We start from the raw sequence: 25,150 nt of genomic DNA, 5'->3' as shown, positions 1-25,150 counted from the left end.
TCCTCGGTGCTTGCATTATCTCCATGCTAGAGGGGATCCCGGGCCGGGTCTGATATCAAGGAGACGACCTAAGCTGGCCGCATGACCAATCCCCAGGACCAACCGGAAACCGAATCCCCATCAGCCGGCAAGCCCCACGAGGCCCTGACCGTGTTCTATGAAAGGCTCAGGCACTCCACGGATACGGCCGAGCTGCACGAGTTCGCCCGCAGCCCCCTGCCCGACAGGTCCGACCAGGCCGCCTTCTCACGCTTCACGGCACTGCTGGAGGCGGTGGCCGGCAATGAGCATACGCCCGTGGAGGACAGGGTCTACCTGGCACAGACCATGCCTTTCCCCAATATCCTGGTCAAGCTCTCCCAGGATTCCAGCCCTGAGGTCCGCCGGGCGGTGGCCGCCAACAAGGACGACAAGAACTGGCTGGCCGGTCTGCTCACCAAGGACGAGGACGCCGGTGTCAGGGATGCCGCGCTGACCAACCCCATGACCTCCTGGAAAATGCGTCTGGAGGGCGCCCAGGACGAGCGCACCGATGCCGATACCCTCGACTTTCTAGGGGCTCTGGGCACTCGCGACGAGCAGGATGCCCCCCACGTGCTGGCCGCCATGGTGCGCCGGGCCGTGGCCCTGAATCCTAACACCGGGCAGGCGACCCTTGAGGCTCTGCGCAAGGATCCGGACGGGCAGGTGGCACGGGCAGCCGCCTCCCGCTGAAACTAGGGCCGACGCGAATTTTGACGAACGGCACTCAGGCGTTACAATAATGGATTGTTGTGTTTCCCTAAGGGGTCCTCAAAGCGCTTTTCCCACTCGCCGTCTAGGACTTTCAGGGAGCCCACGGAATACATGGCTTTCGGCCAGCATGGCAGCATGCGGCGCGGAGAGCCCGAAACACAATGCAAGGAAAAGGTTGAATCGTGAAGACTTTCACCCCGAAACCAGCCGATCTGACACATGACTGGTATATCGTCGATGCCTCCGGTGTGGTGCTGGGGCGTCTGGCAGCCCAGGTGGCCGATCTGCTGCGCGGCAAGAACAAGCCCACCTATGCGCCATACGCCGACTCCGGCAACAACGTCATCGTCATCAACGCGTCCAAGATGGTGCTGACGGGCAACAAGAACGACAAGGTGCTCTACACCCACTCCGGCCGCCCTGGCGGTCTGCGTCGCGACTCCTACGGGCAGTTGATGGAGCACAACCCCGAGCGCATCATCACGACGGCGGTCAAGGGCATGCTGCCCAAGAACAAGCTGGCCAAGTTCCAGCTGACCAGGCTGCGGGTCTTCGCAGGCGAGGAGCATCCTCACACCTCGCAGCAGCCTATTGAGTACAAGATCCATCAGGTCGCCCAGCAGGCCAAGTAGGACCAGAGGAGATAATCACCATGGCTGACAACAACAACAGCTCCGCGGTTCTTGAGGCCGAGGAGACCAGCGCTTCCTACACTTCCGAGACCAACGCCGGCGCAGGCACCGGCACCTCCGCCATCGAGCCGGGCTACGGCACCGGCCGCCGCAAGGAGGCCGTCGCCCGTGTCCGTCTGATCCCGGGCTCCGGCAAGTGGAGCATCAACGGACACACCCTGGAGGAGTACTTCCCCAGCAAGCTGCACCAGCGCGAGGTCAACTCGCCGATCGTGCTGCTCAAGCTTGAGAACAAGTTCGACGTGGTCGTGCGCGTCGAGGGCGGCGGCGTGACCGGCCAGGCCGGCGCAGTCCGTTTGGGCGTAGCACGCGCCCTGAACGCCATCGACCGGGACGCCAACCGTCCTGCCCTGAAGAAGGCCGGGTTCCTGACCCGTGACGCCCGCGTGGTGGAGCGCAAGAAGGCCGGTCTGCACAAGGCCCGTCGCGCCCCGCAGTTCTCCAAGCGCTGACGTTCGCAGTTTCTTCCATCCCCGAGGTTCTCATGGACCCCGGGGATTTTTCATGCCTTGACGGTCCCTGCTGAAGCGAACGGCAAAGCGCACGTTGGCGTGCGGAAAATGACCAGAAAAACCACGAATTCCCACACGACACGCTTCAAGCGAACGTTCGCTCATCCTGGGGCTCAATAGTGCCCCCTCTGGTCTATATTGTGACTTTCGTCACGTTATGACGGATGTCCTTCGTGGACCGGCACAGTCTGAGACTGTCTGCCGTGCTGACTGGCATCCGCGGAACATGAGGAGGGCCAATATCGTGGCTGGAACGCAGAAGCAAAAGCATGAGCATCAAGTACAGGAGCCGGCAGCTGGCGGGAAAGAAGGCCGGGCGGACAGTGGTGAGATGGCCCGCAGGGAGGTTGATGCCCTGGTCGTCCGCGCACAGTCGGCTTTGCGCGCCTTTGAAGAGCTCGACCAGGGCCAAGTTGATCGGATCGTGGCCAAGGCTTCGATCGCGGCCCTGAACAAGCACCTGCCGCTGGCGCAGATGGCCGTGGAGGAGACCGGACGCGGCCTGGTGGAAGACAAGGCCACCAAGAACATCTTCGCCTGCGAGCATGTGACCAATTACCTGGCCAGGCAGCGCACCGTGGGCATCATCAGCGAGAACGACGTGGACGGCATCATCGAGGTGGCCGAGCCGGTGGGGGTCGTGGCTGGCGTGACTCCGGTGACCAATCCCACCTCGACTGCCATCTTCAAATCACTGCTGGCCCTGAAGACCCGCTGTCCCATCGTCTTCGGATTCCACCCCTACGCCCAGCGCTGCTCGGTGGAGGCGGCCCGGATCGTCCGCGACGCGGCCATTGAGGCAGGCGCTCCGCGCGATTGCATCCAGTGGATCGAGCACCCTTCGGTCGAGGCCACCGGCGCCCTGATGCAGCATCCCGGCGTGGCCACCATACTGGCCACGGGCGGCCCCGGCATGGTCAAGGCCGCCTACTCTTCAGGCAAGCCTGCCCTGGGTGTGGGAGCCGGCAATGCCCCGGCTTATGTGGACCGCAGGGTCAACGTGCCCCGGGCCGTCAACGACCTGATCCTGTCCAAGCATTTCGACTACGGCATGATCTGCGCCACAGAGCAGGCCATCATCGCTCATCAGGATGTGCATGACCGGGTGATCGAGGAGATGAAGCGACGCAAGGCTTACTTCGTCAATCCCGAGGAGAAGGCCAAGCTGGAGGAGTACATGTTCGGCGTACGGGCCCATGCCGGTGCCGACGCTCCCGCTCCCAGGCTCAATTCCGAGGTTCCGGGCAAGTCTCCACAGTTCATCGCCCGTCAAGCCGGGTTCGAGATCCCCGAGGACGCGACCATCCTGGCAGCCCAATGCGACCAGGTCGGCCCCATGGAACCCCTGACCCTGGAGAAGCTGGCTCCGGTTCAGGCCGTGCTCAAGGCTCGCAACAAGGACGAGGGCTTCTCCCTCTGCGAGCAGATGCTGCGCTACGGCGCCGGGCACACGGCAGCCATCCACACCGACGACGAGAGGCTGGTGCGCGAGTACGGCCAGCGCATGCACGCCTGCCGGATCGTCTGGAACCAGCCCAGCTCCCTGGGCGGCATCGGCGACATCTACAATGCCATCGCCCCCTCCCTGACCCTGGGTTGCGGCTCCTACGGCGGCAACTCGGTCTCGGGCAACGTTCAGGCGGTCAATCTGATCAACATCAAGCGGATCGCGCGGAGGAACAACAACATGCAGTGGTTCAAGGTGCCCCCCAAGACCTACTTCGAGCCCAACTCCGTCCGCTATCTGCGCGACATGTTCGGCATCCGCCGGGCCGTCATCGTATGCGACAAGGTCATGGAGCAGCTGGGGATCGTCGACAAGATCATCGATCAGCTGCGGGCCAGGTCCGAGCCCGTCACCTTCCGCATCATCGACTACGTAGAGCCGGAGCCCAGCGTCGAGACGGTGGAGCGCGGTGCGGCCATGATGCGCGATGAGTTCGGCCCCGACACCATTATCGCCGTGGGCGGCGGCAGCCCCATGGACGCGGCCAAGATCATGTGGCTGCTCTATGAGCATCCGGAGATCTCCTTTGCCGATGTTCGAGAGAAGTTCTTCGACATCCGCAAGCGGGCCTTCAAGATTCCGCCCCTGGGCACCAAGGCCAGGCTGGTCTGCATCCCCACTTCTTCGGGCACGGGTTCGGAGGTCACCCCGTTCGCGGTCATCACCGACCATAAAACCGGATACAAGTACCCCATCACCGACTATGCCCTTACTCCCAGCGTGGCCATCGTGGATCCGGTACTGGCCCGCACCCAGCCCAAGAGGCTGGCCTGCGACTCGGGCTTCGATGCCCTGACCCACTGCATGGAGGCCTTCGTTTCGGTCTACGCCAATGACTACACCGACGCCATGGCCCTGCACGCGGCCAAGCTGATCTGGGACAACCTGGAGCCTGCCGTGGGCACCGCTGGCGGCGAGGCCAAGGTGCGCGCCCAGGAGAAGATGCACAATGCGGCGACCATGGCTGGGATGGCTTTCGGTTCGGCCTTCCTGGGCATGTGCCACGGCATGGCGCATACCATCGGAGCCCTCTGCCACGTGGCCCATGGGCGGGCCAACTCCATCCTCCTGCCCTACGTGATCCGCTACAACGGACGCATCCCGGACGAGCCCACCAGCTGGCCCAAGTACAGCGAGTATGTGGCCCCTGAGCGCTACAGGCAGATGGCCCATGTACTGGGCATCGAATCCGCTACTCCCGAGGAGGGCGTGGAGCTCTTGGCCCGTGCGGTGGAATCCTACAGGGATGAGCGCCTGGGCATGGATGCCTCCTTCCAGGCCGCAGGGGTGGACGAGGACCTCTACTGGCAGTCCTTGGATCAGATCGGCATGCGCGCCTATGAGGATCAGTGCACGCCCGCCAACCCACGCATTCCGCTGATTGAAGACATGAAGGACATCGCCGTGGCTGCCTACTACGGGGTCAGCCAGGAGGAGGGCCACCGGATGAGGGTTGCCCGCCAGGGCGAGGATGTGGTCCAGGAGGCCTCCCAGCGGGCCTGACAGGGCTGGAATTGAGCAGAGGGTTCCCCTGGAAGCGGAGCGACACGCCCGGATTCTTCTAGGGGAACCCTCGTGCTTTAATAAGAAAGTTGCCTGTTTTGGGCTCGCATTTTGTCAATCACAATAGCGGGTGCAGCGAGGAGTCCCATCCCCACGGGATTCTCCACGGCTGCGCATGGATCCGGCTGAGGCCTGTCGGGAGGAATGTCTCCTGCGGCTGTCGTTCCGTGCCCTCGAAACAGACTGGGTAATCAGTTCATAGATCGCTAGAAAGGGCGGACGGCAATGGCGGGACAGAAAATCCGCATCAGGCTAAAGTCCTATGACCATGAGGTCATCGACCAATCGGCGAAGAAGATCGTCGAGACGGTGACGAACGCGGGCGCAACTGTGGTTGGCCCCGTTCCGCTGCCGACTGAGAAGAACGTGTATGTTGTCATCCGTTCTCCTCATAAGTACAAGGACTCCCGCGAGCACTTCGAGATGCGCACCCACAAGCGTCTGATCGACATCGTGGATCCCACGCCCAAGGCTGTGGATTCGCTGATGCATATCGATCTGCCAGCGGACGTCAACATTGAGATCAAGCTGTAGGGGAGGAGGAAACCGCATGGCTGAAGAGCAGAGGAACCGCAAGGCTCTCCTGGGCCGCAAGCTGGGCATGTCCCAGGTCTGGGACGAGAACGGCTTCTTCGTCCCGGTGACCCTGGTGGATGTGTCTACCAACGTGGTGACCGCGGTCAAGAACCAGGAGAAGGACGGCTACCAGGCCATCCAGATCGGCTACGGGCAGATCGACCCCACCAAGGTGACCAAGCCGCTGGCTGGCCACTTCGCCAAGGCCGGAGTGACCCCGCGTCGTCACTTGGTTGAGGTTCGCACCGCCGATGCCGACAGCTATCAGCCCGGCCAGGAGCTGGGCCTGGACCTGCTGCCTGAGGGCAGCGAGGTCGATGTGACCGGCACCACCAAGGGCAAGGGCTTTGCCGGCACCATCAAGCGTTGGGGCTTCAAGTCCTATCGCCGCACCCACGGCTCGCACAAGAACGAGCGTCGTCCCGGTTCTGTCGGCGCATGCGCCACCCCCAGCCGCATCCTCAAGGGGAAGCGGATGGCCGGCCGCATGGGCCACGACACCTCGACCGTCCAGAACCTGACCATCGTCTCCGCAGATGCCGAGAAGGGCGTCATCGCCATCAAGGGTGCCCTGCCCGGGCCCCGCGGCGCCATCGTCCTGGTTCGTTCGGCAGTGAAGGGAGCCTGAAACCATGGCTAAGTTGACTCTGAACATCACCGACGCCCAGGGCAAGAACACCGGGACCGTGGATGCACCCGAGCAGATCTTCGGCATTGCCGAGGAGGATGTCCGCTCGCACGTGCCGCTGATCCACCAGGTGGTCGTCGCCCAGCTGGCTGCAGCCCGCCAGGGCACGCACTCGGTCAAGACCCGGTCCACCGTCTCCGGCGGCGGCCGCAAGCCTTGGAAGCAGAAGGGCACCGGACGCGCTCGTCAGGGCTCCATCCGTGCTCCCCAGTGGACTGGTGGCGCTATTGTCCACGGCCCGCAGCCGCGTGACTACTCCCAGCGCACCCCCAAGAAGATGAAGGCCGCAGCCCTGCGCTACGTCCTGTCCGACCGGGTCAACGCCGGGCGCGTGCACGTGGTCGACTTCGGCATTGGCGAGACCCCGTCTACCAAGGCCGCCAAAGCAGCCCTGCTGCCCCTGGTCGACAACAGATTCACCACCGTCGTGCTGTCCCGCGAGAACATCAACGAGTGGCTCTCCGTCAGGAACCTGCCCACCGTCCATGTCCTCTTCGCCGATCAGCTCAACACCTACGATGTGGTCACGGCCGAGGATGTCGTTTTCAGCAAGGATGGCTTCGATGCCTTCCTGGCTGTCAAGGGCGGCGCCAAGTCCGAGACCGTCAAGGAGGCCTGATTTTCATGGCAGCTATTCACAAGCCAGCACACGACATCATTCTGCGCCCGGTCGTCTCCGAGAAGAGCTACGCCAACTCGGACCGCGGCCAGTACACATTCGTGGTGGACCCTGATGCCAACAAGGTCGCCATCAAGCAGGCCATCGAGCAGATCTTCAATGTGAAGGTCACATCGGTCAACACCCTCAATCGGCAGGGCAAGCGGACCCGGACCCGTACAGGCTGGGGTCGTCGCGCCGCCGAGAAGCGCGCCATCGTCAAGGTGGCCGAGGGCCAGTCGATCGATGTCTTCGGTACCAACAACTGAAGGCTAGCCGAGAAAAGTTAAGGAAGAACTAGATTATGGCTATCCGTACATACAAGCCGACGACCGCGGGCCGTCGCAACGCCTCGGTTTCGGACTTCGCCGAAATCACGCGCTCCAAGCCCGAGAAGTCGCTGGTTCGCAAGCTGAGCAAGACCGGCGGACGCAACTCCTATGGCCGCGTCACCAGCCGTCACCGCGGCGGCGGACACAAGCGCCAGTACCGCCTCATCGACTTCCGTCGCTGGGACAAGGACGGCGTGCCCGCCAAGGTGGCTGAGATCGAATACGATCCCAACCGCTCGGCCCGCATCGCCCTTCTGCACTTCGCAGACGGCGAGAAGCGCTACATCATCGCCCCGCAGGGCATTAAGCAGGGTGACGTCATCGAGACCGGTCCCCAGGCCGACATCAAGCCCGGCAACAACCTGCCTCTGCGCAACATCCCCACCGGCACCATCGTCCATGCCATTGAGCTGCGGCCCCTGGGCGGCGCCAAGATCGCCCGCTCGGCCGGCGCTGCCGTCCAGCTGGTGGCCAAGGACGGGGCCTACGCCCAGCTGCGTATGCCCTCCGGCGAAATCCGCAACGTCGATTCCCGTTGCCGTGCAACGGTGGGCGAGGTCGGCAACAACGACCACGCCAACGTCCAGCTCGGCAAGGCAGGACGTGCCCGCTGGATGGGTCGCAGGCCCATCACCCGTGGTGAGTCCATGAACCCGGTCGACCACCCGCATGGCGGACGTACTCGTGGCGGCAAGCCGCCAGTGTCTCCCTGGGGCAAGGGCGAGGTTCGCACCCGCAGGCCCAAGAAGGCCTCCAACAAGATGATCGTGCGTCGTCGTCCAAATGGTAAGAACCGCAAGTAAGGGAGTGTCGGAAAGATGACTCGTAGCATCAAGAAGGGCCCATTCGTCGACGCCCACTTGCAGAAGAAAGTCGACGAGCAGAACGAGAAGGGCACCAAGAACGTCATCAAGACCTGGTCCCGTCGTTCCATGATCACCCCGGACTTCATCGGGCACACTTTTGCTGTGCACGATGGCCGCAAGCATGTCCCGGTCTTCGTCACCGAGGCCATGGTCGGCCACAAGCTCGGCGAATTCGCCCCCACCAGGACCTTCAGGGGTCACGTGAAGGACGACAAGAAAGCACGCCGCTGAGGCGAGGGAGAGTAGAGACACATGGAAGCTAAGGCAATTGCACGTCACGTTCGCGTGACGCCTCGCAAGGCTCGCCGCGTCGTCGACCTCATCCGAGGCAAGCAGGCGACCGAGGCCGTGACCATTCTGAAGTTCGCCCCCCAGGACGCGGCCGTTCCGGTTCGCAAGTGCCTGGAGAGCGCCATCGCCAACGCGCGTGTCAAGGCGGACAAGGCCAACCAGCCCTTCCGCGAGAACGAGCTGATGGTTCGTGAGACCTACGTGGACGAGGGCACCACCCTGAGGCGGTTCCGAGCCCGCGCCCAGGGTCGTGCGGCCCGCATCAACAAGCGGACCAGCCACATCACCGTCGTGGTGGCCGACAAGGAAGGAGCCCGATAATGGGGCAGAAGATCAACCCGTTTGGGTACCGACTCGGCATCACCGAGGAGCACCGCAGCAAGTGGTACTCCGACTCCAACAAGGCGGGGGAGCGTTACAGCGACTTCGTCCTTGAGGATGACAAGATCCGCAAGGAGATGAACAAGGATCTGGAGCGCGCAGGCGTCTCCAAGATCGTCATCGAGCGGACCCGCGACCGTGTGCGCGTCGACATCCACACCGCCCGGCCGGGCATCGTCATCGGCCGTCGCGGCGCCGAGGCCGAGCGCGTGCGCGCCAAGCTGGAGAAGATCACCGGCAAGCAGGTCCAGCTGAACATCTTCGAGGTCAAGAACGCCTCCATCGATGCCCAGCTGGTGGCTCAGGGCATCGCCGAGCAGTTGACCAACCGCGTCACCTTCCGCAGGGCCATGCGCAAGGCTCAGCAGGATGCCATGCGCGCCGGAGCCAAGGGCATCAGGATCAAGCTGTCCGGCCGCCTGGGCGGAGCCGAGATGAGCCGTTCGGAGTTCTACCGCGAGGGCCGCGTGCCCCTGCAGACGCTCCGCGCCCTGATCGATTACGGCTTCTTCGAGGCCAGGACCACCTATGGCCGCATCGGCGTCAAGGTATGGATCTACAAGGGCGACATGACCGAGCGTCAGTTCGAGGAGCAGCAGGCTCAGCAGAACAACCGCCCCGGTCGGCGTGGCGATCGTCGTCCCCGTCGTGGTGTTCGTCCCTCTGAGGGACGCACCCGCCGCGAGCAGGATGCAGCCAAGCAGAACAGCGGTGTGGCCGCGCCGCCAGCGGCGGCTCAGGAGCAGACCGCCTCGGCCCCCGTCGCAACCGAAGCAAAGGAGTGAGCCGTGCTTATCCCAAAGAGGACTAAATACCGCAAGCAGCATCGTCCGGGTCGTTCGGGCATGTCCAAGGGCGGAAACGAGATCGCTTTCGGCGATTACGGCATCCAGGCCCTGGCTCCGGCCTACCTGACCAACCGGCAGATCGAGGCGGCCCGTATCGCCATGACCAGGTACATCAAGCGTGGTGGCCGCGTCTGGATCACGGTCTTCCCGGATCGTCCCCTGACCAAGCACGCCCTGGGATCCCGAATGGGTTCCGGCAAGGGCGCGCCCGAGTTCTGGGTGGCCAATGTCCGTCCCGGCCGGGTGCTCTTCGAGATCGGCGGCGTGAGCGAGGATGTGGCCCGCGAGGCCCTTCGCCGCGCTACTGACAAGCTTCCCATGAAGTGCCGGATTATTGCACGTGAAGGCGGTGACATCTGATGTCAGTCGGAACAGCCGAGTATTCCATCAAGAATCTGAATGAAAAGACCAATGCGGAGATCGAGGATTTCCTGAAGAAGTCCAAGGAAGAGCTGTTCAACCTGCGCTTCCAGTCGGCCACCGGTCAGCTGGAGAACACCTCCCGCCTCAAGGCCGTCAAGCACGACATCGCCAGGATGTACACCGTCCTGCGTGAGCGCGAGCTGGGCATCAGCCAGGAGCCCGCCGAAGCAAAGGCCGAGAGCAAAGCTGAGGAGAAGTAAGCATGGCTGACAAGCAGGAGCGCAACTTCCGCAAGGTTCGCAGCGGCTACGTCGTGTCCGACAAGATGGACAAGACCATCACCGTAGAGCTGGAGCAGCGTTCGACCCACCCCCTGTACGGCAAGGTCGTCCGCAGCAACCGCAAGGTCAAGGCCCATGATGAGAAGAACGAGGCCCATGTGGGCGACTTCGTGAGTATCATGGAGACCCGTCCTCTGAGCAAGACCAAGCGCTGGCGTCTCGACTCCATCGTCGAGCGCGCCAAGTAACAAGTTCGGCCAGGCTCCGCATTTCATCCCGCCTTGTTGCGGGGTGTCTGCGGAGAACCAGCGCGGCTAAGGAGAATCAATGATTCAGCAGGAATCGCGGCTTCAGGTCGCCGACAACACGGGTGCCAAGGAGATCCTGGCCATCCGCGTGCTCGGCGGGTCGAAGCGACGCTATGCCGGCATTGGCGACGTGATCGTCGCCACCGTCAAGGATGCCATTCCCGGCGGGTCGGTCAAGAAGGGCGAGGTCGTCAAGGCGGTCGTCGTCCGTACGGTCAAGGAGCATCGTCGTCACGACGGCTCCTACATCAAGTTCGACGAGAACGCGGCGGTCATCCTCGGCACCGGCCGTGAGCCCCGCGGCACTCGTATCTTCGGACCGGTCGGTCGTGAGCTGCGCGACAAGCGCTTCATGAAGATCGTGTCCCTGGCACCGGAGGTGATCTGAAGTGGTAGCCAAGATCAAGACAGGCGACCAGGTCAAGGTCATCCGCGGCAAGGATCGCGGCAAGGAGGGCAAGGTCCTGCGGATTCTGCCCAATGACCGTCTGATCGTCGAGGGTATTCAGATCGTCAAGAAGCATGTGCGCGCCACCCAGCAGGGTCAGGAGTCGGGCATCGTCCCGACCGAGGCGCCCATCCATCGCTCAAACGTGATGGTCATCGACCCGGAGACCAAGAAGCCGACTCGCATCGGCGTAAACATCAAGGAGGAGGCGCGTGACGGCAAGGTCAAGGTCGTGCGCACCCGCTTCGCCAAGAAGTCAGGCAAGGAGCTGTCATGAGCGATACCACCGTTGAAGCACCGGCAGTCCCTCGTTTGCTGCAGCAGTACCGCGAGAGCATCGTGCCCGAGCTGGAGAAGGAGTTCAAGTTCTCCAACCCCATGCAGGTGCCCAGGATCGAGAAGGTCGTGGTCTCCATGGGCGTGGGGGCCGCGGCACGTGACTCCAAGCTGATCGAGGGCGCGGTCAAGGACCTGACGGCCATCACCGGCCAGAAGCCCAAGATCACCAAGGCCAAGAAGTCTGTGGCGCAGTTCCACCTGCGTGAGGGACAGGCCATCGGCGCCTTCGCCACCCTGCGCGGCGTGCGCATGTGGGAGTTCCTGGATCGTCTGCTGACCCTGGCCCTGCCCCGCATTCGTGACTTCCGCGGCATCAGCGACCGTCAGTTCGACGGCCAGGGCAACTACAACTTCGGTCTCACGGAGCAGTCCATGTTCCACGAGATCGATCCTGATCAGATCGATCACCAGCGTGGTATGGATATCACCGTGGTGACCTCCACCAAGAACGATCAGGAGGCCCGGGCGCTGCTCAAGCAGCTGGGCTTCCCCTTCAAGGAGAACTGATATGGCAAAAACCGCTCTGAGAAACAAGGCGGCACGCAAGCCGAAGTTCAAGGTGCGTGGATACACGCGCTGCCAGGTCTGCGGTCGTCCTCATTCCGTCTATCGCAAGTTCGGCCTGTGCCGCATCTGCCTTCGCGAGAAGGCCCATCGCGGCGAGCTGCCGGGTGTGACGAAGTCCAGTTGGTAAAGATCGACGCTGAAGGTCCGCGGTCGCGGCAGTTTGCTGCCCGGCGGCGGAAACCACGGCGAGGAAGGGCATAAGCCCACATGACAATGACAGATCCCATCGCAGACATGCTGACACGTCTGCGTAATGCGAGTGCGGCCAAGCATGAAACAGTCGACATGCCGTACTCCAAGTTCAAGGCGAACATCGCGCAGATCCTCAAGCGCGAAGGCTTCATCGCCGATTACCGTGCCAAGGAGGCGCGTGTCGGGCAGGATCTGGAGATCACGCTCAAGTACGGTCCCGATGGACGCCAGTCCATTCAGGGCATCAAGCGTGTCTCCAAGCCCGGTCTGCGCCGCTACGCCAAGTCGGATTCCCTGCCTATGCCCCTGGGCGGGCTGGGAATCGCCATCATCTCGACCAGCTCGGGACTGATGACCCAGAAGGAATGCCTCGACAGGGGCATCGGCGGCGAAATCGTCGCCTACGTATGGTGAGAAAGGAGAGCTGAACATGGCATCGCATATTGGTAAGCTCCCCATCGCCGTTCCGGCAGGTGTGGAGGTGGCCTTCAAGGGCCAGGAATTCACCGCCAAGGGCCCCAAGGGCTCCGACGGGTACACGCTGCCCGATGGCATCACCGGCAAGGTCGAGGGCAATGAGATCATCATGACCCCGGCCGACGAGGATCGCACCACCAAGGCCAAGCACGGACTGAGCCGCTCCATCGTGGCTTCCATGGTCGAAGGCGTCTCCAAGGGCTACAGCAAGCACCTGCAGATCGTCGGCACCGGCTACCGCGTGGTCGCCAAGGGCAAGTCCTTGGAGTTCTCGCTGGGCTACTCGCACACCATCACTGTCGACCCCCCGGAGGGCATCACCTTCGAGACGCCGAACGCCAACGAAGTGGTCGTCTCCGGCATCGACAAGCAGGCTGTCGGCCAGGCTGCGGCAAATATCCGCGCCCTGCGTGCACCCGAGCCTTACAAGGGCAAGGGCATCAAGTACGCGGACGAGCACATCCTGCGCAAGGCTGGAAAGGCTGGTAAGTGATATGACGGTCTCGATACTAGGCAAAGGCAAGAAGATCGCCCGTCTGCGCCGCCATGCCCGTCTGCGCAAGCACGTCTCCGGCACGGCAGAGCGTCCCCGTCTGGTGGTCACACGGACCAACCGCAACATGATCGCCCAGATCGTCGACGACACCAGGGGCGTCACCCTGGTCAGCGAGTCGACCATGGCTTCGGACTACGGCTCCTTCAAGGGCACCAAGACCGAGGCTGCCCGCAAGGTGGGCGAGCAGATCGCGGCCAAGGCCAAGAAGGCCGGCATCACCACCGTGGTCTTCGACCGTGGTGGCAACAAGTACCACGGAAGGGTCGCAGCGGTTGCGGAAGGCGCCCGTGAGGGAGGTTTGGCACTGTGAGCGACAACGAAACGACAAAGGAAACAACCCAGGTGACTGAAGATTCCACAAACGCTCAGTCCAGCCAGGGTGGCAGAAGAGACCGGAACGACCGGAACGATGATCGCCGCGGTGGTCGTCGTGGCGGTTCCCGTGACGGCCGCAGGGATGGTCGTCGTGGCCGTCGCGATCGCGACGACCGTGACGACATGCTCGACAGGGTCGTGACCATCAACCGTGTGTCCAAGGTCCACAAGGGCGGTCGAACCTTCAGCTTCGCGGCTCTGGTGGTCGTGGGCGACGGCAAGGGCACTGTGGGCGTTGGCTACGGCAAGTCCCGCGAGGTTCCGGCAGCCATCTCCAAGGGTCAGCTGGACGCTAAGAAGCACATGTTCACTGTTCCCCGCATCCGCGGCACCGTCACCCACCCCGTGATAGGCCACGATGCGGCCGGCACTGTCCTCCTGCGGCCTGCGGCCCCCGGAACCGGCGTTATCGCCGGCGGTCCGGTCCGCGCCGTCCTGGAGTGCGCCGGCATCACCGACATCCTGAGCAAGTCCATGGGATCGGCCACGGCCGTCAACATGGTGCGGGCCACTGTGGCTGCCCTGAAGCAGCTGGAGGAGCCCGAGGAGATCGCGGCACGCCGTGGTCTGCCTCTGGAGGAGGTCGCCCCCGACTCCCTCCTGCGCGCACGTGCCGCCGGCATCGCCGACGAGCGCAAGGAGCGCGAAGAGGCCAAGGCCAAGGCTGACGAGCAGTCGAAGGCAGGTGAGTGATGACCAAGCAGATCAAGATCACCCTGGTCAAGGGCGTGGCTCATGCCACCGACCGCCAGAAGGAGAACGTCAGGTCGCTGGGCCTTCACAAGATCGGCCAGACCGTCCTGCGTGAGGACACCCCCGTCTACCGGGGGATGGCCGACAAGGTCCGCCACCTGGTGAACGTAGAGGAGGCAGACTGATTATGGCCAGCGACAAGCAAGAGCCCACCATCCTGCAGATGCATGACCTGCGTCCGGCTCCGGGCGCCAAGCGCGACCGCATCCGTGTAGGTCGCGGCGAGGGGTCCAAGGGCAAGACCTCCGGTCGTGGCACCAAGGGCACCAAGGCACGCTATCAGGTCCGTCCGGGCTTTGAAGGCGGCCAGCTGCCCCTGTACATGCGGCTGCCCAAGCTGCGCGGGTTCAGGAGCCCCTTCAAGAAGGAGTACCAGGTGGTCAACCTGGGTGCCCTGGAAGGACTCTTCCCCAAGGGCGGCGAGGTCACCGTCGAGGATCTGGTCAACAAGGGAGCCGTTCGCAAGGGCCGCCCTGTCAAGGTCCTGGGTGACGGCGACGTCAAGGCCGCTTTCACCCTCAAGGGCGTCAAGGCCTCGGCCTCGGCCAGAAGCAAGATAGAAGCCGCAGGCGGGTCCGTCTCCGAGAACTGATACTCGCAGGGGACAGACCGCAAGGCAGATGATTCCGGCCCTCCCCGCTCCAAGCGGGCGGGGGCCGGAATTCGTTTCCGACCCGGTTGCCATCATGATTTGACGGAACCATCGGTTAAGCTGGTCGGAGCAAGAAGGTGCGATGCACCGAGACCAACGCGCGGTCGCGTAGGGAGGGAACTTAGGTGAGGACGTTAATCCAGGCCTTCAAGACCAAGGAGCTGAGGAAGAAAATCTTCTTCGTTCTTGGCATCATCATCATCTATCGCATTGGGTCGTTCATACCTACCCCAGGCGTGGATTATCCTTCCGTGCAGAAGTGCATCACCACGGCCGGCAATGAGGACTTCATCGGTCTGGTAAACCTGTTCTCCGGCGGAGCACTGCTGCAGCTGTCCATCTTCGCACTGGGCATTATGCCCTACATCACCGCATCCATCGTGGTGCAGCTGCTGCGCGTGGTCATTCCCCGCTTCGAGGCTCTGCACAAGGAGGGGCAGTCCGGCGAGGCCAAGCTGACCGAATACACCAGGTATCTGACCATCGGTCTGGCCGTGCTGCAGTCCACGACCATTCTGGTCACAGCCCGCAACGGTGCGCTTTTCAACGGGGCCTGCCAGCAACAGGTCATTCCTGACAGTTCCGTTTGGAATCTGGTCGTCATGGTCCTGATTATGACCGGCGGCACGGGTCTGATCATGTGGATGGCCGAGTTGATCACCGACAAGGGCATTGGCAACGGCATGTCCGTCCTGATCTTCATCTCCATCTGCTCCGGCTTCCTGCCGCAGCTCTGGAACATCGGCTGGGGAACCAACGGCAAGAACGGCGACTGGGTCAAATTCGGCATTGTGGTGACCGTCCTGGTGGTCATCCTGATTCTGGTCGACTACGTGGAGCTGGCGCAGCGCCGCATTCCCGTCCAGTACACCCGTAGGATGATCGGCCGCAAGATGTACGGCGGGTCCTCCACCTACCTGCCGCTCAAGATCAATATGTCAGGCGTGATTCCCCCCATCTTCGCCTCCTCCATCCTGGCTATTCCCACCCTTATCGCCCAGTTCGGCAAGTCCGATCAGAACTGGGTCAAGTGGATCAATGCCAACATGGCCAACACGACCTCGGTCTGGTACATCGTGCTCTACTCGGTCATGATCGTCTTCTTCTGCTTCTTCTACACTTCCATCACCTTCAACCCCGATGAGACGGCCGACAACATGAAGGAGTACGGCGGCTTCATCCCCGGCATCAGGGCCGGACGGGCCACCAGCCGGTACCTGTCATACGTGATGAACCGGCTGAACACGGTCGGAGCCATCTACCTGCTCTTTGTGGCCCTGATTCCCACGGTGCTGATCATGCTGCTGAAGATCAACTCCAAGCTGCCCTTCGGCGGGACCACCATACTGATTATCGCCGGCGTCGGTCTGGACACCCTGCGCCAGGCCAGGGCGCAGACCGAGCAGTTCCAGTACACCGGTTTCCTGCTGGAGGGCGATCACAAGGAGGGCTGACCCTTCGGTCGAATACCTGCAGGTGGTATCAATCCAAACAGATGAAGGTCCGGCTCCCTGTCACTTGCTGGCAGGGAGCCGGACCATTGTGTGTCAGGCCTGCGTCAGGAAGACTGTTCGTGTGAGTTTTAGCGAGCGGAACCTGCTCTTGGAGCGGGCAGCCGCTAGCATACGGTAAAGAGGGTTCTTCGCGGTTGGTCCGCCTAGGACTGCAGACCAAGAACATCAAGCAAAGGATTGGGAATGGCACAGCGACTGTTGATTATGGGACCTCAAGGTGTAGGCAAGGGCACGCAGGCGGCCTTGCTCAGCAAGCATTATGGGATTCCGGCCATATCCACTGGTGACATTTTCCGCTACAACCTGAAGAACGGAACCGAGCTGGGTAAGCAGGCCAAGGCCTACACCGACAAGGGCGAGCTGGTTCCAGACGAGCTGACCAATACGATCGTCAAGGACCGCTTGGGCATGGATGATGCGGCCCAGGGCTGGATTCTGGACGGTTACCCCCGTTCGGCATCCCAGGTCGAGGCGCTGGACAAGATGCTCGAAGAGCTGGGCACTCCGCTGACGGCTGTGGTGGCCCTGGACGCCGACCATGACGTGCTCATGCAGCGCATCGCCAAGCGGGCCAAGGAGGAGGGGCGAGCAGACGATACCCCCGAGGCCATAGCCAAGCGGCTGGATATCTATGCCAAGGAGACTGCCCCCCTGCTGAATACCTACAAGAGCCGTGGCCTTTTGGTCGCAGTGGACGGCCAGGGTGAGGTCGATCAGATATCCAAGGAGATTATCGCGCAGCTGGACAAGCGTTAATTCATAGCTTGTCAGGCGAGAGGCTTGCCGCCGCCGCAATCAACTGATGCCAGGTGATGAGCAAGACCAAGCGTGCCTTGTTCAGAACACACTGGTAAGACTTGCTGATACGACTATATGAGGCACAGAAGCTGCATGACCCCCAGGGGCATGACAGCTTCTTTTTGTGGAGGGCGGAAATCCATGTGCGTCCGCCCAACACCGGCGGACAGGGTGATAGCCTTGGGGCATTCATGCCCTCTTGCTAGGGGGTAAATGCATGTCGGTGATAGGCCGTAAAAGATAGAGCAATCAGTATAGAAACAGAAGAGGTCCACTTGAAGGGGTCTACGGTATCCGTGGTCAGATCGGATAAGCAGGAACCAGCGCGTCCAAAGCACACCATCCGAACCATTCTGCGCTCCCTGCGCGAATACCGGAAGGCCAGTTTTCTGGCTCCGGCTTTCGTCTTTTTGGAGAGCGTCCTTGAGATTGTGATCCCCACCATCATGGCCTCCCTGATTGACCAAGGGGTCTCGGGGAGGTCCATGCCGGCCATCTTCAAATTCGGGCTGATCCTGCTGGCCTGCTCGGCCGTCTCCCTGTTCTCCGGATTCATGTCCGGGCGGTATGCGGCCATCGCCTCTTCCGGCCTGGCCAAGAATGTCCGCAGCGATCTGTTCGCCAAGGTGCAGTCCTTCAGCTTCACCAACATCGACCGCTTCTCAACCGGATCCATCATCACCAGGCTGACCACCGATGTGACCAACCTGCAGAATGCCTATCAGATGGTTATCAGAGTGGGAGTCAGGGCGCCGATCATGGTCATTGTGGCCTGGCTCTTTTCCTATAGGATTTCCAGACCCATATCCCTGGTCTTCCTGGTCGCCATCCCCATCCTGGGCTTCGGTCTGATTGGTCTGTCCCTGCTGGTTCATCCCATCTTCGAGCGGGTCTTCCACACCTACGACCACCTCAACAACGTGGTAGACGAGAACCTTCAGGGCATCAGAGTGGTCAAGTCCTACAACCGTGAAGACTACGAGGAGCGCAAATTCAACGGTATTTCCTCGGCCATCTACCGGGCCTTCTGCAAGGCCGAGCGGATCATGAGCCTGAACCCGGCATTGCTGAACTTCTGTATTTACGCCTCTCTGCTGGTCATATCCTGGATGGGCGCCTCCCAAATTGTGGCATCCGGGAACAATGCCGCCCTGGGGCTTACCACAGGAGATCTGACCGCCCTGGTCACCTATGCCATCCAGATCATGATGGCCATGAACATGGTCTCCATGATCGTGGTCATGGTCGTCATCTCCCAGGCCTCGGCCGAGCGCATCTGCCAGGTGCTCAACGAGGTCAGCACCGTGCATGATCCCGCCAAGCCGGTCATGAAGGTGGCCGACGGCTCCATCAGCTTCCAGGATGTGACCTTCCGCTACTCGGAGCGGTCCGAACGTCCCGTTCTGAGCCACATCAATCTGCAGGTTCCCTCGGGCTCCACCCTGGGCATCGTGGGCGGGACCGGCTCCTCCAAGTCCAGCCTGGTCCAGCTCATCCCCCGTCTCTACGACGTGACCGAGGGGTCCCTCCAGGTGGGCGGCGTGGACGTGAGCCAGTACGACCTGACCGTCCTGCGCGACCAGGTGGCCATGGTGCTCCAGAAGAATGTCCTGTTCACCGGGACCATCGCCGAGAACCTGCGTTGGGGCAACCCTGAGGCCACGGACGAAGATCTGGTGCGCGCCTGCACACTGGCCCAGGCCGACGATTTCGTGCGGGAGTTTCCTGATGGCTATCAGACCTGTCTGGACGAGGGCGGCACCAACCTTTCTGGCGGCCAGCGACAGCGTCTGTGCATAGCGCGGGCCCTGCTGAAGAAGCCCGACATTCTGATTCTGGACGACTCGACCAGCGCTGTGGACACCAAAACCGACCAGCTGATCCGCCGCGCCTTCAGCCAGGAAATCCCTGACACCACCAAGATCATCATCTCCCAGCGTCTGGCCTCTGTGGAGGACGCCGACATGATCGTGGTCCTGGAGGAGGGCAGGATTCTCGACAAGGGCACCCACCAGGAACTCCTGCAAACATGTCAGGAGTACCGATCCATCTATGAATCACAGACCAGGAGCCAGAGCGAGGAGGACAAGGATCATGAGTGACGGATCATTCAAGGACCGCAAGCCCCGCCTGGACAAGGCCGCGCCGGGAACGACCCGTCGCATCCTGGGCTACCTGCTTGCCTACCGCTGGCAGCTGGCGGTGATCGTGGTCTGCATCATCATCAGCGCCGGGGCCCAGGCGGCATCGGCCTTCTTCCTCCAGCCGCTGATCGACCACTACATCCTGCCGCTGGTCGGGGCCGCCGACCCTGACTGGGGACCGCTGATGAGGACCCTGATCCTGATGGGCTGCCTCTATGCAGTGGGGACCTTCTGCTCCTGGTTCTGGAACTGGCTGATCGTCAAGGTGGAGCAGGGCACCCTGAAGACCATCCGCGACCAGATGTTCGCCCACCAGCAGGAGCTGCCCATCGGCTTCTTCGACACCCATGAGCATGGCGACACCATGAGTCGCTACACCAACGACACGGATACCCTCCGTCAGGCCATCTCCCAGTCCTTCCCGCAGATGGTTTCCTCGGTCCTGTCCGCCCTGGCAGCCCTGATCTCCATGCTCTGGCTTTCCATCCCCTTCACCGTCCTGACCCTGGTTTTCGCGGCGGTCCTTATTGTGGTGGTCCGGGTTCTGGTCACCCGAAGCGGCCGGTACTTCGTTCACCAGCAGCGCTATCTGGGCCAGGTGAACGCCTTTGTGGAAGAGGCCGTCAACGGGCAGAAGGTCATCAAGGTCTTCAACCATGAGGATGCCACCGCCAAGGTCTTCGAGGAGAGGAACCAGGAGCTCTTCCAGGCCTCGGCCCAGGCCAATACCTACGGCAACGTCACCATGCCGGTCGTGGGCAACATGGGCTACCTGCTCTATGTCATCCTGGCCATCGTGGGCGGTCTGGCCGGCATCGCGGGCATGGGCAATGTAGGACTGACCGGGGCTGGGCCGCTGACCCTGGGAACCATCGTCTCCCTTCTGACCCTGTCCCGCTCCTTCATCAACCCCATCGGCCAGGTCTCCATGCAGTTCAACATGGTCATGATGGCCCTGGCAGGCGCCTCCCGGATCTTCGACCTGATGGATCAGCCCGTCGAGTCCGACCAGGGCACGGTCAGATTGGTCAGCGTCGAACTGGCCTCGGACGGCCGGACCATGACCCCAGTCGACCATGAGACAGGGCACTGGGCCTGGAAGCGCGAGGCGGATGACGACGGCAGGCGCTCGCTGGAGGCCGCCATGAAGCTTCCCGGCGATGCCCGTGATGTGGCCCTGAAGGCCAAGGATCAGGCCATCACCTCCCCGGATGGGCGATACACCCTCCTCCAGGGGGATGTGCGATTCACCGACGTCAGCTTCGGGTATGACCCGAGCAAGCCTGTCCTGCACGACATCACCTGGTTCGCCAAGCCCGGGCAGAAGGTGGCGCTGGTCGGTGCCACTGGTGCCGGCAAGACCACGATCACCAACCTGATCAACCGTTTCTATGACATCCAGCAGGGCCAGATCCTCTATGACGGGATCGATGTGAGGAATATCCGCAAGCCTGACCTCCGCCGCTCCCTGGGCATTGTCCTGCAGGATGTCAACCTCTTCACAGGCACTGTCCTGGACAACATCCGCTACGGGCGCCTGGACGCTACAGACGAAGAGTGTATCGAGGCTGCCAGGATGACCAACGCCGACAGCTTCATCCGCATGCTTCCCCAGGGCTACCAGACCGTTCTTGAGGGGGATGGAAGCGGACTGTCCCAGGGTCAGCGACAGCTGATCTCGATTGCCAGGGCGGCGGTGGCCGATCCTCCGGCCATGATCCTGGACGAAGCCACTTCCTCAATCGACACCCGTACCGAGGAGGTGGTCCAGCAGGGCATGGACGCATTGATGCGCGGCCGGACGGTTTTCGTGATCGCCCATAGGCTCTCCACGGTTCGCAACTCCGATGTGATCATGGTCCTGGACCACGGGCGGATCATCGAGCGCGGCAATCACGATGAGCTGATGACCAGGCATGGCGAGTACTACCAGCTCTACACCGGAGCCCTGGAACTGGAGTAAGACACTCTGGGATTGCCGAACGTTAGCAGAAGGTACGGTGGGCTTTTTGATTCGGCAATAAGCAAAACCAGTGGGGCGGGGCGGCACATGACTGATGCCCCGCCCCTGAGTGTAGCTGATGGCTGGGAACTTCGCCGACAACCAACCTGATTTCACCCAGCTCAAACCTCATATGGCAAGACTTCTTCCGCGTGCTGGTTCATGAGGCACATGTGGAGCGGGTACATCCAACGTCTGCCACTACCGGCTGCTGGACTTCGGCGATCAGTGCTTGGCTGTCTGATGAATTGGGCCACAGGGCAATTCGTATCTGCGCGAAGGCACGGGCAAGATGGCATTGACTGGAGCCTGGCGGTTTGATCTTCGTCTGAGCTGCTGGTAGTTGGCCCACTAAAAGAAGGACCTGACCCACAAATCAGCAGGTCAGGCCCTATACGAACAGGAATCAGGTTCGATCTCAGAGGATCCCCTGGGCCACCATGGCATCGGCCACCTTGGTGAAGCCGGCCACGTTGGCGCCCAGCATCAGGTCGCCCTCATGCCCGTATTCCTGGGAGGCCTGGTAGGACTTCTGGAAGATTCCAGTCATGATGTCCTTGAGTCGCTGGTCCACTTCGTCGAAGGTCCACTGCAGGCGCAGCGAATTCTGGCTCATCTCCAGGCCGGAGACGGCCACGCCGCCGGCATTGGCGGCCTTGGCGGGTCCGTAGAGCACCTTGTTATCCTGGTAGACCTGGATGGCCTCGGGGGTGGAGGGCATGTTGGCGCCTTCGCATACCACGGTGCATCCGTTGGCGACCAGGGTCTTTGCTGATTCCTCGTCGATTTCGTTCTGCGTGGCGCAGGGCAGGGCGATGTCGCAGGGCACAGTCCAGACGCCCTTGCAGCCCTCGTGGTACTCAGCGGAGTCCACACGGTCCGCATACTCGCGAATTCGGCCGCGGTGACCAAGCTTAATGTCCTTGACGACATCCAGGTCAATCCCCTTGGGATCATAGACGTATCCGTTGGAGTCGGATGCCGTTACCACCTTGGCGCCTAGTTGCTGGGCCTTTTCGGTGGCGAAGATGGCCACGTTGCCCGAACCGGAGATGACGACGGTCTTGCCCTGGAAGGAATCCTTGCGCAGCGTCTGCAGGGCCTCCTGGGTGTAGTAGCACAGGCCGTAACCCGTGGCCTCGGTCCTGGCCAGGGAGCCGCCGAAGGTCAGGTCCTTGCCGGTCAGCACGCCCGAGTACTCGTCGCGCATTCTCTTGTACTGGCCGAACAGGTAGCCGATCTCGCGGGATCCCACGTTGATGTCGCCGGCGGGCACGTCGGTGAACTGGCCGATGTGGCGCTGCAGCTCAGTCATGAAGGCCTGGCAGAAGCGCATGACCTCGGCATCCGAGCGGCCCTTGGGGTCGAAGTCGGATCCTCCCTTGGCGCCGCCCATAGGCAGCCCGGTCAGCGAATTCTTCAGAATCTGCTCGAAGCCCAGGAACTTGATGACCGACTCGGTCACGGTCGGGTGGAAGCGAAGGCCGCCCTTGTAGGGGCCGATGGCCGAATTGAATTGGATCCGGTAGCCGCGGTTGACCTGCACATGGCCTTGGTCATCGGTCCAGGCCACACGGAACTTGACTGCACGCTCGGGCTCGACCAGACGTTCCAGCACGCCGTTGGCCTCATACTCTGGATGCCGCTCCACCACGGGTTCCAGGCTGGAGAAAACTTCGCGGACAGCCTGCAGGAATTCCGGCTGGTCGCCGTCGCGCTTCTCAACCTGCTGGTATACGCGCTTGATGTATTCGTTGGTGAGCATCTGAGCTCCTTTGACTAGGAATGGCCGGTCCGTCCGGTCCACATGCGATTGGGTCCGCCCTCAAGAGCCTGCGGGGGCTGGCGGAATCTTATCCTATGGTAAAGGTCTCAAAGTTACGTCACAAGAATTCCGGCCCGCAATGTCTGGCATGTGGTCATTCAAGGCCCGAAGAATGAGAGAACAAGAACGAGCAAGCAAAACTGCTGACGAAAGTTGAGTCTCCTAGACTCAACTTTTATTCCTTGGGTGAACAGTGGGCATGGAACCCGGCGCCTGCGGTTTGGACAAAGTGAAGGGCAGGGAGCCCGGGAGGACAGGTCAGGATGTCCACCCGGGGTTCCGGTCCGCAGAAACTATTGACTTTGAGAATCAGGAGATGCGATTATGGCTATGTTTCCCGCATTGATGAACAATTCGATCTTCGGCGACTTCTTCGACGATCCCTTCTTCAACAACTGGCGTGACGGGCGTCGGCAGGGTCAGGGCGCCAAGAACGCGCTGAACAGCCCCTTGATGAACACGGATGTGCGTGAGCAGGACGGGCAGTACCAGCTCTCCATCGACATGCCCGGCTTCGACAAGAAGGACATCGGTCTGCGTCTGGAGGATGGCTACCTGATTGTCTCCGCCCAGAAGAACAGTGACCAGGGCGACAAGGACGACCAGGGACGGTGGATTCGGCGTGAGCGTTACACCGGGTCCTGCTCCCGCAGCTTCTATGTGGGCGACAAGGTCCGCCAGGAGGACATTCATGCCCACTATGCCAACGGCACCCTGGAGGTGACCCTGCCCAAGACCAGCATCGAGCCGGCTGACCACACGCAGAACATCGCCATTGAGGACTGAGGGATTCGGGTCCTCATCGGACCGCCTGAACGACTGCTATACTGATTGAGCGACAGCCGTTCAGACGGCCCTTTTGTCGTGTCAACACGCTATTGCCCAATTTTGGGTGCATCAATGCTATACTTGCCATTTGGCGTGTCTTTCGGCGCGCTGTGTAACCGGCCGAGGATCGGATAGAAGGCTTATGGCAAAAGATGGTGTGATCGAGGTGGAAGGGCGTGTGGTCGAGGCCCTCCCCAATGCGATGTTCCGCGTCGAGCTCGAGAACAAGCACCTGGTGCTGGCCACCATTTCCGGCAAAATGCGCAAGAACTATATCCGCATTCTGCCCCAGGATCGGGTGGTGCTCGAAATGAGTCCCTACGATCTGAACCGCGGACGGATTACGTACCGGTACAAGTAACAAGGTACACAAGCAAAGGAAAACCATGAAGGTCAGCCCTAGTGTGAAGAGAATCTGCGAGAACTGCCGCGTGATTCGTCGTCACGGCCGCGTCATGGTGATCTGCAAAAACCCACGCCACAAGCAGCGCCAGGGCTGAGCGGATTCCCAGCGGCAACGAACACCAAAGGCGCTGAGTCACAGCCGACAGGCTGAACCCCGGGTGCGCAGGCCCGGGCCGGGAGACCGGAAGACTCGGTGCACGACCTGCGTAGAACAAAAAGGAATCGCAATGGCACGTCTTGCCGGAGTCGACATCCCCAACGAGAAGCGCATAGAGATAGCCCTCACCTACATCTTCGGTGTGGGCCGTACTCGCGCCAAGGAAACACTTGCCGCGACCGGAGTGAATCCGGACACCCGCGTCAAGGATCTCACGGACGAGCAGCTCATTACGCTGCGTGATTACCTCGAGGGAAACTACAAGATCGAGGGTGATCTGCGTCGTGAGATCGACGCCGATATTCGCCGTAAGATCCAGATCAATTGCTATCAGGGCCAGCGCCACCGCAGGGGCCTGCCCGTGCGTGGCCAGCGGACCAAGACCAATGCCCGCACCCGCAAGGGACCCAAGCGCACCGTCGCCGGAAAGAAGAAGGCGACCAAGTAAGGCCGAATGCGAAGCGGGGATGAGGGTCCCCGAGGATTCGCACGAGCAATCAGTTATTCGTGACAAGGA

Annotated in this window: 34 protein-coding genes; 33 read left to right on the top strand and 1 reads right to left on the bottom strand. The window is 61.8% G+C overall.

The annotated features are described in order from the left end of the window. Nucleotides 1–81: 81 nt before the first annotated feature. The 29 genes from H3T92_RS02575 to H3T92_RS02435 all read left to right on the top strand — a co-directional run bounded on the left by H3T92_RS02575 (nt 82) and on the right by H3T92_RS02435 (nt 21,379). Nucleotides 82–714: an AbrB family transcriptional regulator gene (locus H3T92_RS02575; protein ID WP_144085047.1), complete on the top strand. Its 633-nt coding sequence runs from the start codon at nt 82–84 to the stop codon at nt 712–714. Between the two features lie 203 nt (nt 715–917). Further along, nucleotides 918–1,367 (top strand): 50S ribosomal protein L13, encoded by a 450-nt coding sequence (rplM, locus tag H3T92_RS02570; RefSeq protein WP_198189344.1) that lies wholly within the window; start codon nt 918–920, stop codon nt 1,365–1,367. Between the two features lie 20 nt (nt 1,368–1,387). Further along, entirely contained in the window at nt 1,388–1,879 is a 492-nt protein-coding gene (gene rpsI / locus H3T92_RS02565) for a 30S ribosomal protein S9 (protein ID WP_015022361.1), read from the top strand. A gap of 304 nt (nt 1,880–2,183) precedes the next feature. Further along, complete coding sequence (adhE, locus tag H3T92_RS02560; RefSeq protein ID WP_415873690.1) at nt 2,184–4,949, top strand: bifunctional acetaldehyde-CoA/alcohol dehydrogenase; 2,766 nt, start codon at nt 2,184–2,186, stop codon at nt 4,947–4,949. A gap of 285 nt (nt 4,950–5,234) precedes the next feature. Beyond that, nucleotides 5,235–5,543 (top strand): 30S ribosomal protein S10, encoded by a 309-nt coding sequence (gene rpsJ / locus H3T92_RS02555; RefSeq protein ID WP_006295278.1) that lies wholly within the window; start codon nt 5,235–5,237, stop codon nt 5,541–5,543. 16 nt (nt 5,544–5,559) lie between these two features. After that, nucleotides 5,560–6,213, top strand: a complete 654-nt coding sequence (gene rplC / locus H3T92_RS02550; protein WP_015022359.1) for a 50S ribosomal protein L3 — start codon at nt 5,560–5,562, stop codon at nt 6,211–6,213. A 4-nt stretch (nt 6,214–6,217) separates the two neighbouring features. Beyond that, entirely contained in the window at nt 6,218–6,892 is a 675-nt protein-coding gene (rplD, locus tag H3T92_RS02545) for a 50S ribosomal protein L4 (protein ID WP_015022358.1), read from the top strand. Between the two features lie 5 nt (nt 6,893–6,897). After that, a complete protein-coding gene (rplW, locus tag H3T92_RS02540) occupies nt 6,898–7,200 on the top strand; it encodes a 50S ribosomal protein L23 (RefSeq protein WP_015022357.1) in 303 nt (100 codons plus the stop codon). Nucleotides 7,201–7,235: 35 nt separating this feature from the next. Next, nucleotides 7,236–8,066 (top strand): 50S ribosomal protein L2, encoded by an 831-nt coding sequence (gene rplB / locus H3T92_RS02535; RefSeq protein WP_015022356.1) that lies wholly within the window; start codon nt 7,236–7,238, stop codon nt 8,064–8,066. Nucleotides 8,067–8,081: 15 nt separating this feature from the next. Continuing rightward, the gene (rpsS, locus tag H3T92_RS02530) at nt 8,082–8,360 is read left to right on the top strand and encodes a 30S ribosomal protein S19 (RefSeq protein ID WP_015022355.1); all 279 of its coding nucleotides are present in this window, start codon (nt 8,082–8,084) and stop codon (nt 8,358–8,360) included. A gap of 21 nt (nt 8,361–8,381) precedes the next feature. Then, on the top strand, nt 8,382–8,741 hold the full coding sequence (gene rplV, locus H3T92_RS02525) for a 50S ribosomal protein L22 (RefSeq protein WP_045924817.1): 360 nt from the start codon (nt 8,382–8,384) through the stop codon (nt 8,739–8,741). Beyond that, a complete protein-coding gene (gene rpsC / locus H3T92_RS02520; RefSeq protein ID WP_029678066.1) occupies nt 8,741–9,586 on the top strand; it encodes a 30S ribosomal protein S3 in 846 nt (281 codons plus the stop codon). The genes rplV and rpsC overlap by 1 nt, the downstream gene beginning before the upstream one ends. Before the next feature lie 3 nt (nt 9,587–9,589). Further along, the gene (gene rplP, locus H3T92_RS02515; RefSeq protein ID WP_015022352.1) at nt 9,590–10,009 is read left to right on the top strand and encodes a 50S ribosomal protein L16; all 420 of its coding nucleotides are present in this window, start codon (nt 9,590–9,592) and stop codon (nt 10,007–10,009) included. After that, entirely contained in the window at nt 10,009–10,272 is a 264-nt protein-coding gene (gene rpmC, locus H3T92_RS02510) for a 50S ribosomal protein L29 (RefSeq protein ID WP_015022351.1), read from the top strand. The genes rplP and rpmC overlap by 1 nt, the downstream gene beginning before the upstream one ends. A gap of 2 nt (nt 10,273–10,274) precedes the next feature. Further along, nucleotides 10,275–10,541 (top strand): 30S ribosomal protein S17, encoded by a 267-nt coding sequence (rpsQ, locus tag H3T92_RS02505; protein ID WP_015022350.1) that lies wholly within the window; start codon nt 10,275–10,277, stop codon nt 10,539–10,541. A 79-nt stretch (nt 10,542–10,620) separates the two neighbouring features. Then, nucleotides 10,621–10,989 carry a 50S ribosomal protein L14 gene (gene rplN / locus H3T92_RS02500; RefSeq protein WP_015022349.1) on the top strand — a complete coding sequence of 123 codons (369 nt, stop codon included), beginning with the start codon at nt 10,621–10,623 and terminating at the stop codon, nt 10,987–10,989. Nucleotide 10,990: 1 nt separating this feature from the next. Then, nucleotides 10,991–11,326 carry a 50S ribosomal protein L24 gene (gene rplX, locus H3T92_RS02495; RefSeq protein ID WP_015022348.1) on the top strand — a complete coding sequence of 112 codons (336 nt, stop codon included), beginning with the start codon at nt 10,991–10,993 and terminating at the stop codon, nt 11,324–11,326. After that, a complete protein-coding gene (rplE, locus tag H3T92_RS02490; protein WP_024626788.1) occupies nt 11,323–11,895 on the top strand; it encodes a 50S ribosomal protein L5 in 573 nt (190 codons plus the stop codon). The genes rplX and rplE overlap by 4 nt, the downstream gene beginning before the upstream one ends. Before the next feature lies 1 nt (nt 11,896). Next, nucleotides 11,897–12,082 carry a type Z 30S ribosomal protein S14 gene (locus H3T92_RS02485; protein ID WP_015022346.1) on the top strand — a complete coding sequence of 62 codons (186 nt, stop codon included), beginning with the start codon at nt 11,897–11,899 and terminating at the stop codon, nt 12,080–12,082. Nucleotides 12,083–12,162: 80 nt separating this feature from the next. Further along, nucleotides 12,163–12,561: a 30S ribosomal protein S8 gene (rpsH, locus tag H3T92_RS02480; RefSeq protein WP_024626787.1), complete on the top strand. Its 399-nt coding sequence runs from the start codon at nt 12,163–12,165 to the stop codon at nt 12,559–12,561. Nucleotides 12,562–12,577: 16 nt separating this feature from the next. After that, nucleotides 12,578–13,117: a 50S ribosomal protein L6 gene (gene rplF, locus H3T92_RS02475; protein WP_144085049.1), complete on the top strand. Its 540-nt coding sequence runs from the start codon at nt 12,578–12,580 to the stop codon at nt 13,115–13,117. Nucleotide 13,118: 1 nt separating this feature from the next. Continuing rightward, nucleotides 13,119–13,490 carry a 50S ribosomal protein L18 gene (gene rplR, locus H3T92_RS02470; RefSeq protein ID WP_015022343.1) on the top strand — a complete coding sequence of 124 codons (372 nt, stop codon included), beginning with the start codon at nt 13,119–13,121 and terminating at the stop codon, nt 13,488–13,490. Continuing rightward, the gene (gene rpsE, locus H3T92_RS02465; protein WP_045924815.1) at nt 13,487–14,248 is read left to right on the top strand and encodes a 30S ribosomal protein S5; all 762 of its coding nucleotides are present in this window, start codon (nt 13,487–13,489) and stop codon (nt 14,246–14,248) included. Before rplR ends, rpsE begins: the two co-directional genes overlap by 4 nt. Continuing rightward, entirely contained in the window at nt 14,248–14,433 is a 186-nt protein-coding gene (rpmD, locus tag H3T92_RS02460; RefSeq protein WP_045924814.1) for a 50S ribosomal protein L30, read from the top strand. Before rpsE ends, rpmD begins: the two co-directional genes overlap by 1 nt. A gap of 2 nt (nt 14,434–14,435) precedes the next feature. Then, on the top strand, nt 14,436–14,900 hold the full coding sequence (gene rplO / locus H3T92_RS02455; RefSeq protein WP_029676013.1) for a 50S ribosomal protein L15: 465 nt from the start codon (nt 14,436–14,438) through the stop codon (nt 14,898–14,900). A gap of 185 nt (nt 14,901–15,085) precedes the next feature. Further along, entirely contained in the window at nt 15,086–16,414 is a 1,329-nt protein-coding gene (secY, locus tag H3T92_RS02450; protein ID WP_024626782.1) for a preprotein translocase subunit SecY, read from the top strand. A 243-nt stretch (nt 16,415–16,657) separates the two neighbouring features. Further along, on the top strand, nt 16,658–17,230 hold the full coding sequence (locus tag H3T92_RS02445; RefSeq protein WP_198189342.1) for an adenylate kinase: 573 nt from the start codon (nt 16,658–16,660) through the stop codon (nt 17,228–17,230). Nucleotides 17,231–17,568: 338 nt separating this feature from the next. Further along, nucleotides 17,569–19,374 carry an ABC transporter ATP-binding protein gene (locus H3T92_RS02440; protein WP_415873689.1) on the top strand — a complete coding sequence of 602 codons (1,806 nt, stop codon included), beginning with the start codon at nt 17,569–17,571 and terminating at the stop codon, nt 19,372–19,374. Beyond that, nucleotides 19,364–21,379: an ABC transporter ATP-binding protein gene (locus tag H3T92_RS02435; protein WP_198189424.1), complete on the top strand. Its 2,016-nt coding sequence runs from the start codon at nt 19,364–19,366 to the stop codon at nt 21,377–21,379. The genes H3T92_RS02440 and H3T92_RS02435 overlap by 11 nt, the downstream gene beginning before the upstream one ends. Nucleotides 21,380–21,836: 457 nt before the next feature. Here H3T92_RS02435 and gdhA read toward each other — a convergent pair whose 3' ends face one another. After that, entirely contained in the window at nt 21,837–23,183 is a 1,347-nt protein-coding gene (gene gdhA / locus H3T92_RS02430; protein ID WP_144085053.1) for an NADP-specific glutamate dehydrogenase, read from the bottom strand. Nucleotides 23,184–23,567: 384 nt separating this feature from the next. On the opposite strand from gdhA, the gene H3T92_RS02425 reads away from it, so the two are divergent. The 4 genes from H3T92_RS02425 to rpsM all read left to right on the top strand — a co-directional run bounded on the left by H3T92_RS02425 (nt 23,568) and on the right by rpsM (nt 25,081). Further along, the gene (locus tag H3T92_RS02425; protein WP_144085054.1) at nt 23,568–24,029 is read left to right on the top strand and encodes an Hsp20/alpha crystallin family protein; all 462 of its coding nucleotides are present in this window, start codon (nt 23,568–23,570) and stop codon (nt 24,027–24,029) included. 184 nt (nt 24,030–24,213) lie between these two features. Continuing rightward, complete coding sequence (infA, locus tag H3T92_RS02420; RefSeq protein WP_015022331.1) at nt 24,214–24,432, top strand: translation initiation factor IF-1; 219 nt, start codon at nt 24,214–24,216, stop codon at nt 24,430–24,432. Between the two features lie 25 nt (nt 24,433–24,457). Further along, nucleotides 24,458–24,571, top strand: a complete 114-nt coding sequence (gene rpmJ, locus H3T92_RS02415; RefSeq protein ID WP_015022330.1) for a 50S ribosomal protein L36 — start codon at nt 24,458–24,460, stop codon at nt 24,569–24,571. Between the two features lie 132 nt (nt 24,572–24,703). Then, complete coding sequence (gene rpsM, locus H3T92_RS02410; RefSeq protein WP_015022329.1) at nt 24,704–25,081, top strand: 30S ribosomal protein S13; 378 nt, start codon at nt 24,704–24,706, stop codon at nt 25,079–25,081. The last annotated feature ends 69 nt before the right edge of the window (nt 25,082–25,150 follow it).

This window comes from Bifidobacterium sp. W8112 (assembly GCF_016101425.1).
Lineage (GTDB): Bacteria > Actinomycetota > Actinomycetes > Actinomycetales > Bifidobacteriaceae > Bombiscardovia > Bombiscardovia apousia.
Note: the sequence above shows the minus strand (reverse complement) of the source record. Positions and strands in the feature narration are given on the sequence as shown.

Bases quoted from the DNA above. Each gene is read 5' to 3' on its own strand.
- rpmD (WP_045924814.1), top strand. From the start codon at position 14,248: ATGACCAAGCAGATCAAGATCACCCTGGTCAAGGGCGTGGCTCATGCC.
- rplF (WP_144085049.1), top strand. From the start codon at position 12,578: ATGGCATCGCATATTGGTAAGCTCCCCATCGCCGTTCCGGCAGGTGTG.
- rplN (WP_015022349.1), top strand. From the start codon at position 10,621: ATGATTCAGCAGGAATCGCGGCTTCAGGTCGCCGACAACACGGGTGCC.
- rplB (WP_015022356.1), top strand. From the start codon at position 7,236: ATGGCTATCCGTACATACAAGCCGACGACCGCGGGCCGTCGCAACGCC.
- rpsQ (WP_015022350.1), top strand. From the start codon at position 10,275: ATGGCTGACAAGCAGGAGCGCAACTTCCGCAAGGTTCGCAGCGGCTAC.
- rplD (WP_015022358.1), top strand. From the start codon at position 6,218: ATGGCTAAGTTGACTCTGAACATCACCGACGCCCAGGGCAAGAACACC.
- rplR (WP_015022343.1), top strand. From the start codon at position 13,119: ATGACGGTCTCGATACTAGGCAAAGGCAAGAAGATCGCCCGTCTGCGC.
- H3T92_RS02425 (WP_144085054.1), top strand. From the start codon at position 23,568: ATGGCTATGTTTCCCGCATTGATGAACAATTCGATCTTCGGCGACTTC.
- H3T92_RS02575 (WP_144085047.1), top strand. From the start codon at position 82: ATGACCAATCCCCAGGACCAACCGGAAACCGAATCCCCATCAGCCGGC.
- rpmC (WP_015022351.1), top strand. From the start codon at position 10,009: ATGTCAGTCGGAACAGCCGAGTATTCCATCAAGAATCTGAATGAAAAG.
- gdhA (WP_144085053.1), bottom strand. From the start codon at position 23,183: ATGCTCACCAACGAATACATCAAGCGCGTATACCAGCAGGTTGAGAAG.
- H3T92_RS02485 (WP_015022346.1), top strand. From the start codon at position 11,897: ATGGCAAAAACCGCTCTGAGAAACAAGGCGGCACGCAAGCCGAAGTTC.
- infA (WP_015022331.1), top strand. From the start codon at position 24,214: ATGGCAAAAGATGGTGTGATCGAGGTGGAAGGGCGTGTGGTCGAGGCC.
- rpsM (WP_015022329.1), top strand. From the start codon at position 24,704: ATGGCACGTCTTGCCGGAGTCGACATCCCCAACGAGAAGCGCATAGAG.
- rplO (WP_029676013.1), top strand. From the start codon at position 14,436: ATGGCCAGCGACAAGCAAGAGCCCACCATCCTGCAGATGCATGACCTG.
- rplV (WP_045924817.1), top strand. From the start codon at position 8,382: ATGGAAGCTAAGGCAATTGCACGTCACGTTCGCGTGACGCCTCGCAAG.
- rpsC (WP_029678066.1), top strand. From the start codon at position 8,741: ATGGGGCAGAAGATCAACCCGTTTGGGTACCGACTCGGCATCACCGAG.
- rplW (WP_015022357.1), top strand. From the start codon at position 6,898: ATGGCAGCTATTCACAAGCCAGCACACGACATCATTCTGCGCCCGGTC.
- rpsI (WP_015022361.1), top strand. From the start codon at position 1,388: ATGGCTGACAACAACAACAGCTCCGCGGTTCTTGAGGCCGAGGAGACC.
- rplE (WP_024626788.1), top strand. From the start codon at position 11,323: ATGAGCGATACCACCGTTGAAGCACCGGCAGTCCCTCGTTTGCTGCAG.
- rpsS (WP_015022355.1), top strand. From the start codon at position 8,082: ATGACTCGTAGCATCAAGAAGGGCCCATTCGTCGACGCCCACTTGCAG.
- rplC (WP_015022359.1), top strand. From the start codon at position 5,560: ATGGCTGAAGAGCAGAGGAACCGCAAGGCTCTCCTGGGCCGCAAGCTG.
- rpsH (WP_024626787.1), top strand. From the start codon at position 12,163: ATGACAATGACAGATCCCATCGCAGACATGCTGACACGTCTGCGTAAT.
- H3T92_RS02445 (WP_198189342.1), top strand. From the start codon at position 16,658: ATGGCACAGCGACTGTTGATTATGGGACCTCAAGGTGTAGGCAAGGGC.
- rpmJ (WP_015022330.1), top strand. From the start codon at position 24,458: ATGAAGGTCAGCCCTAGTGTGAAGAGAATCTGCGAGAACTGCCGCGTG.
- rpsJ (WP_006295278.1), top strand. From the start codon at position 5,235: ATGGCGGGACAGAAAATCCGCATCAGGCTAAAGTCCTATGACCATGAG.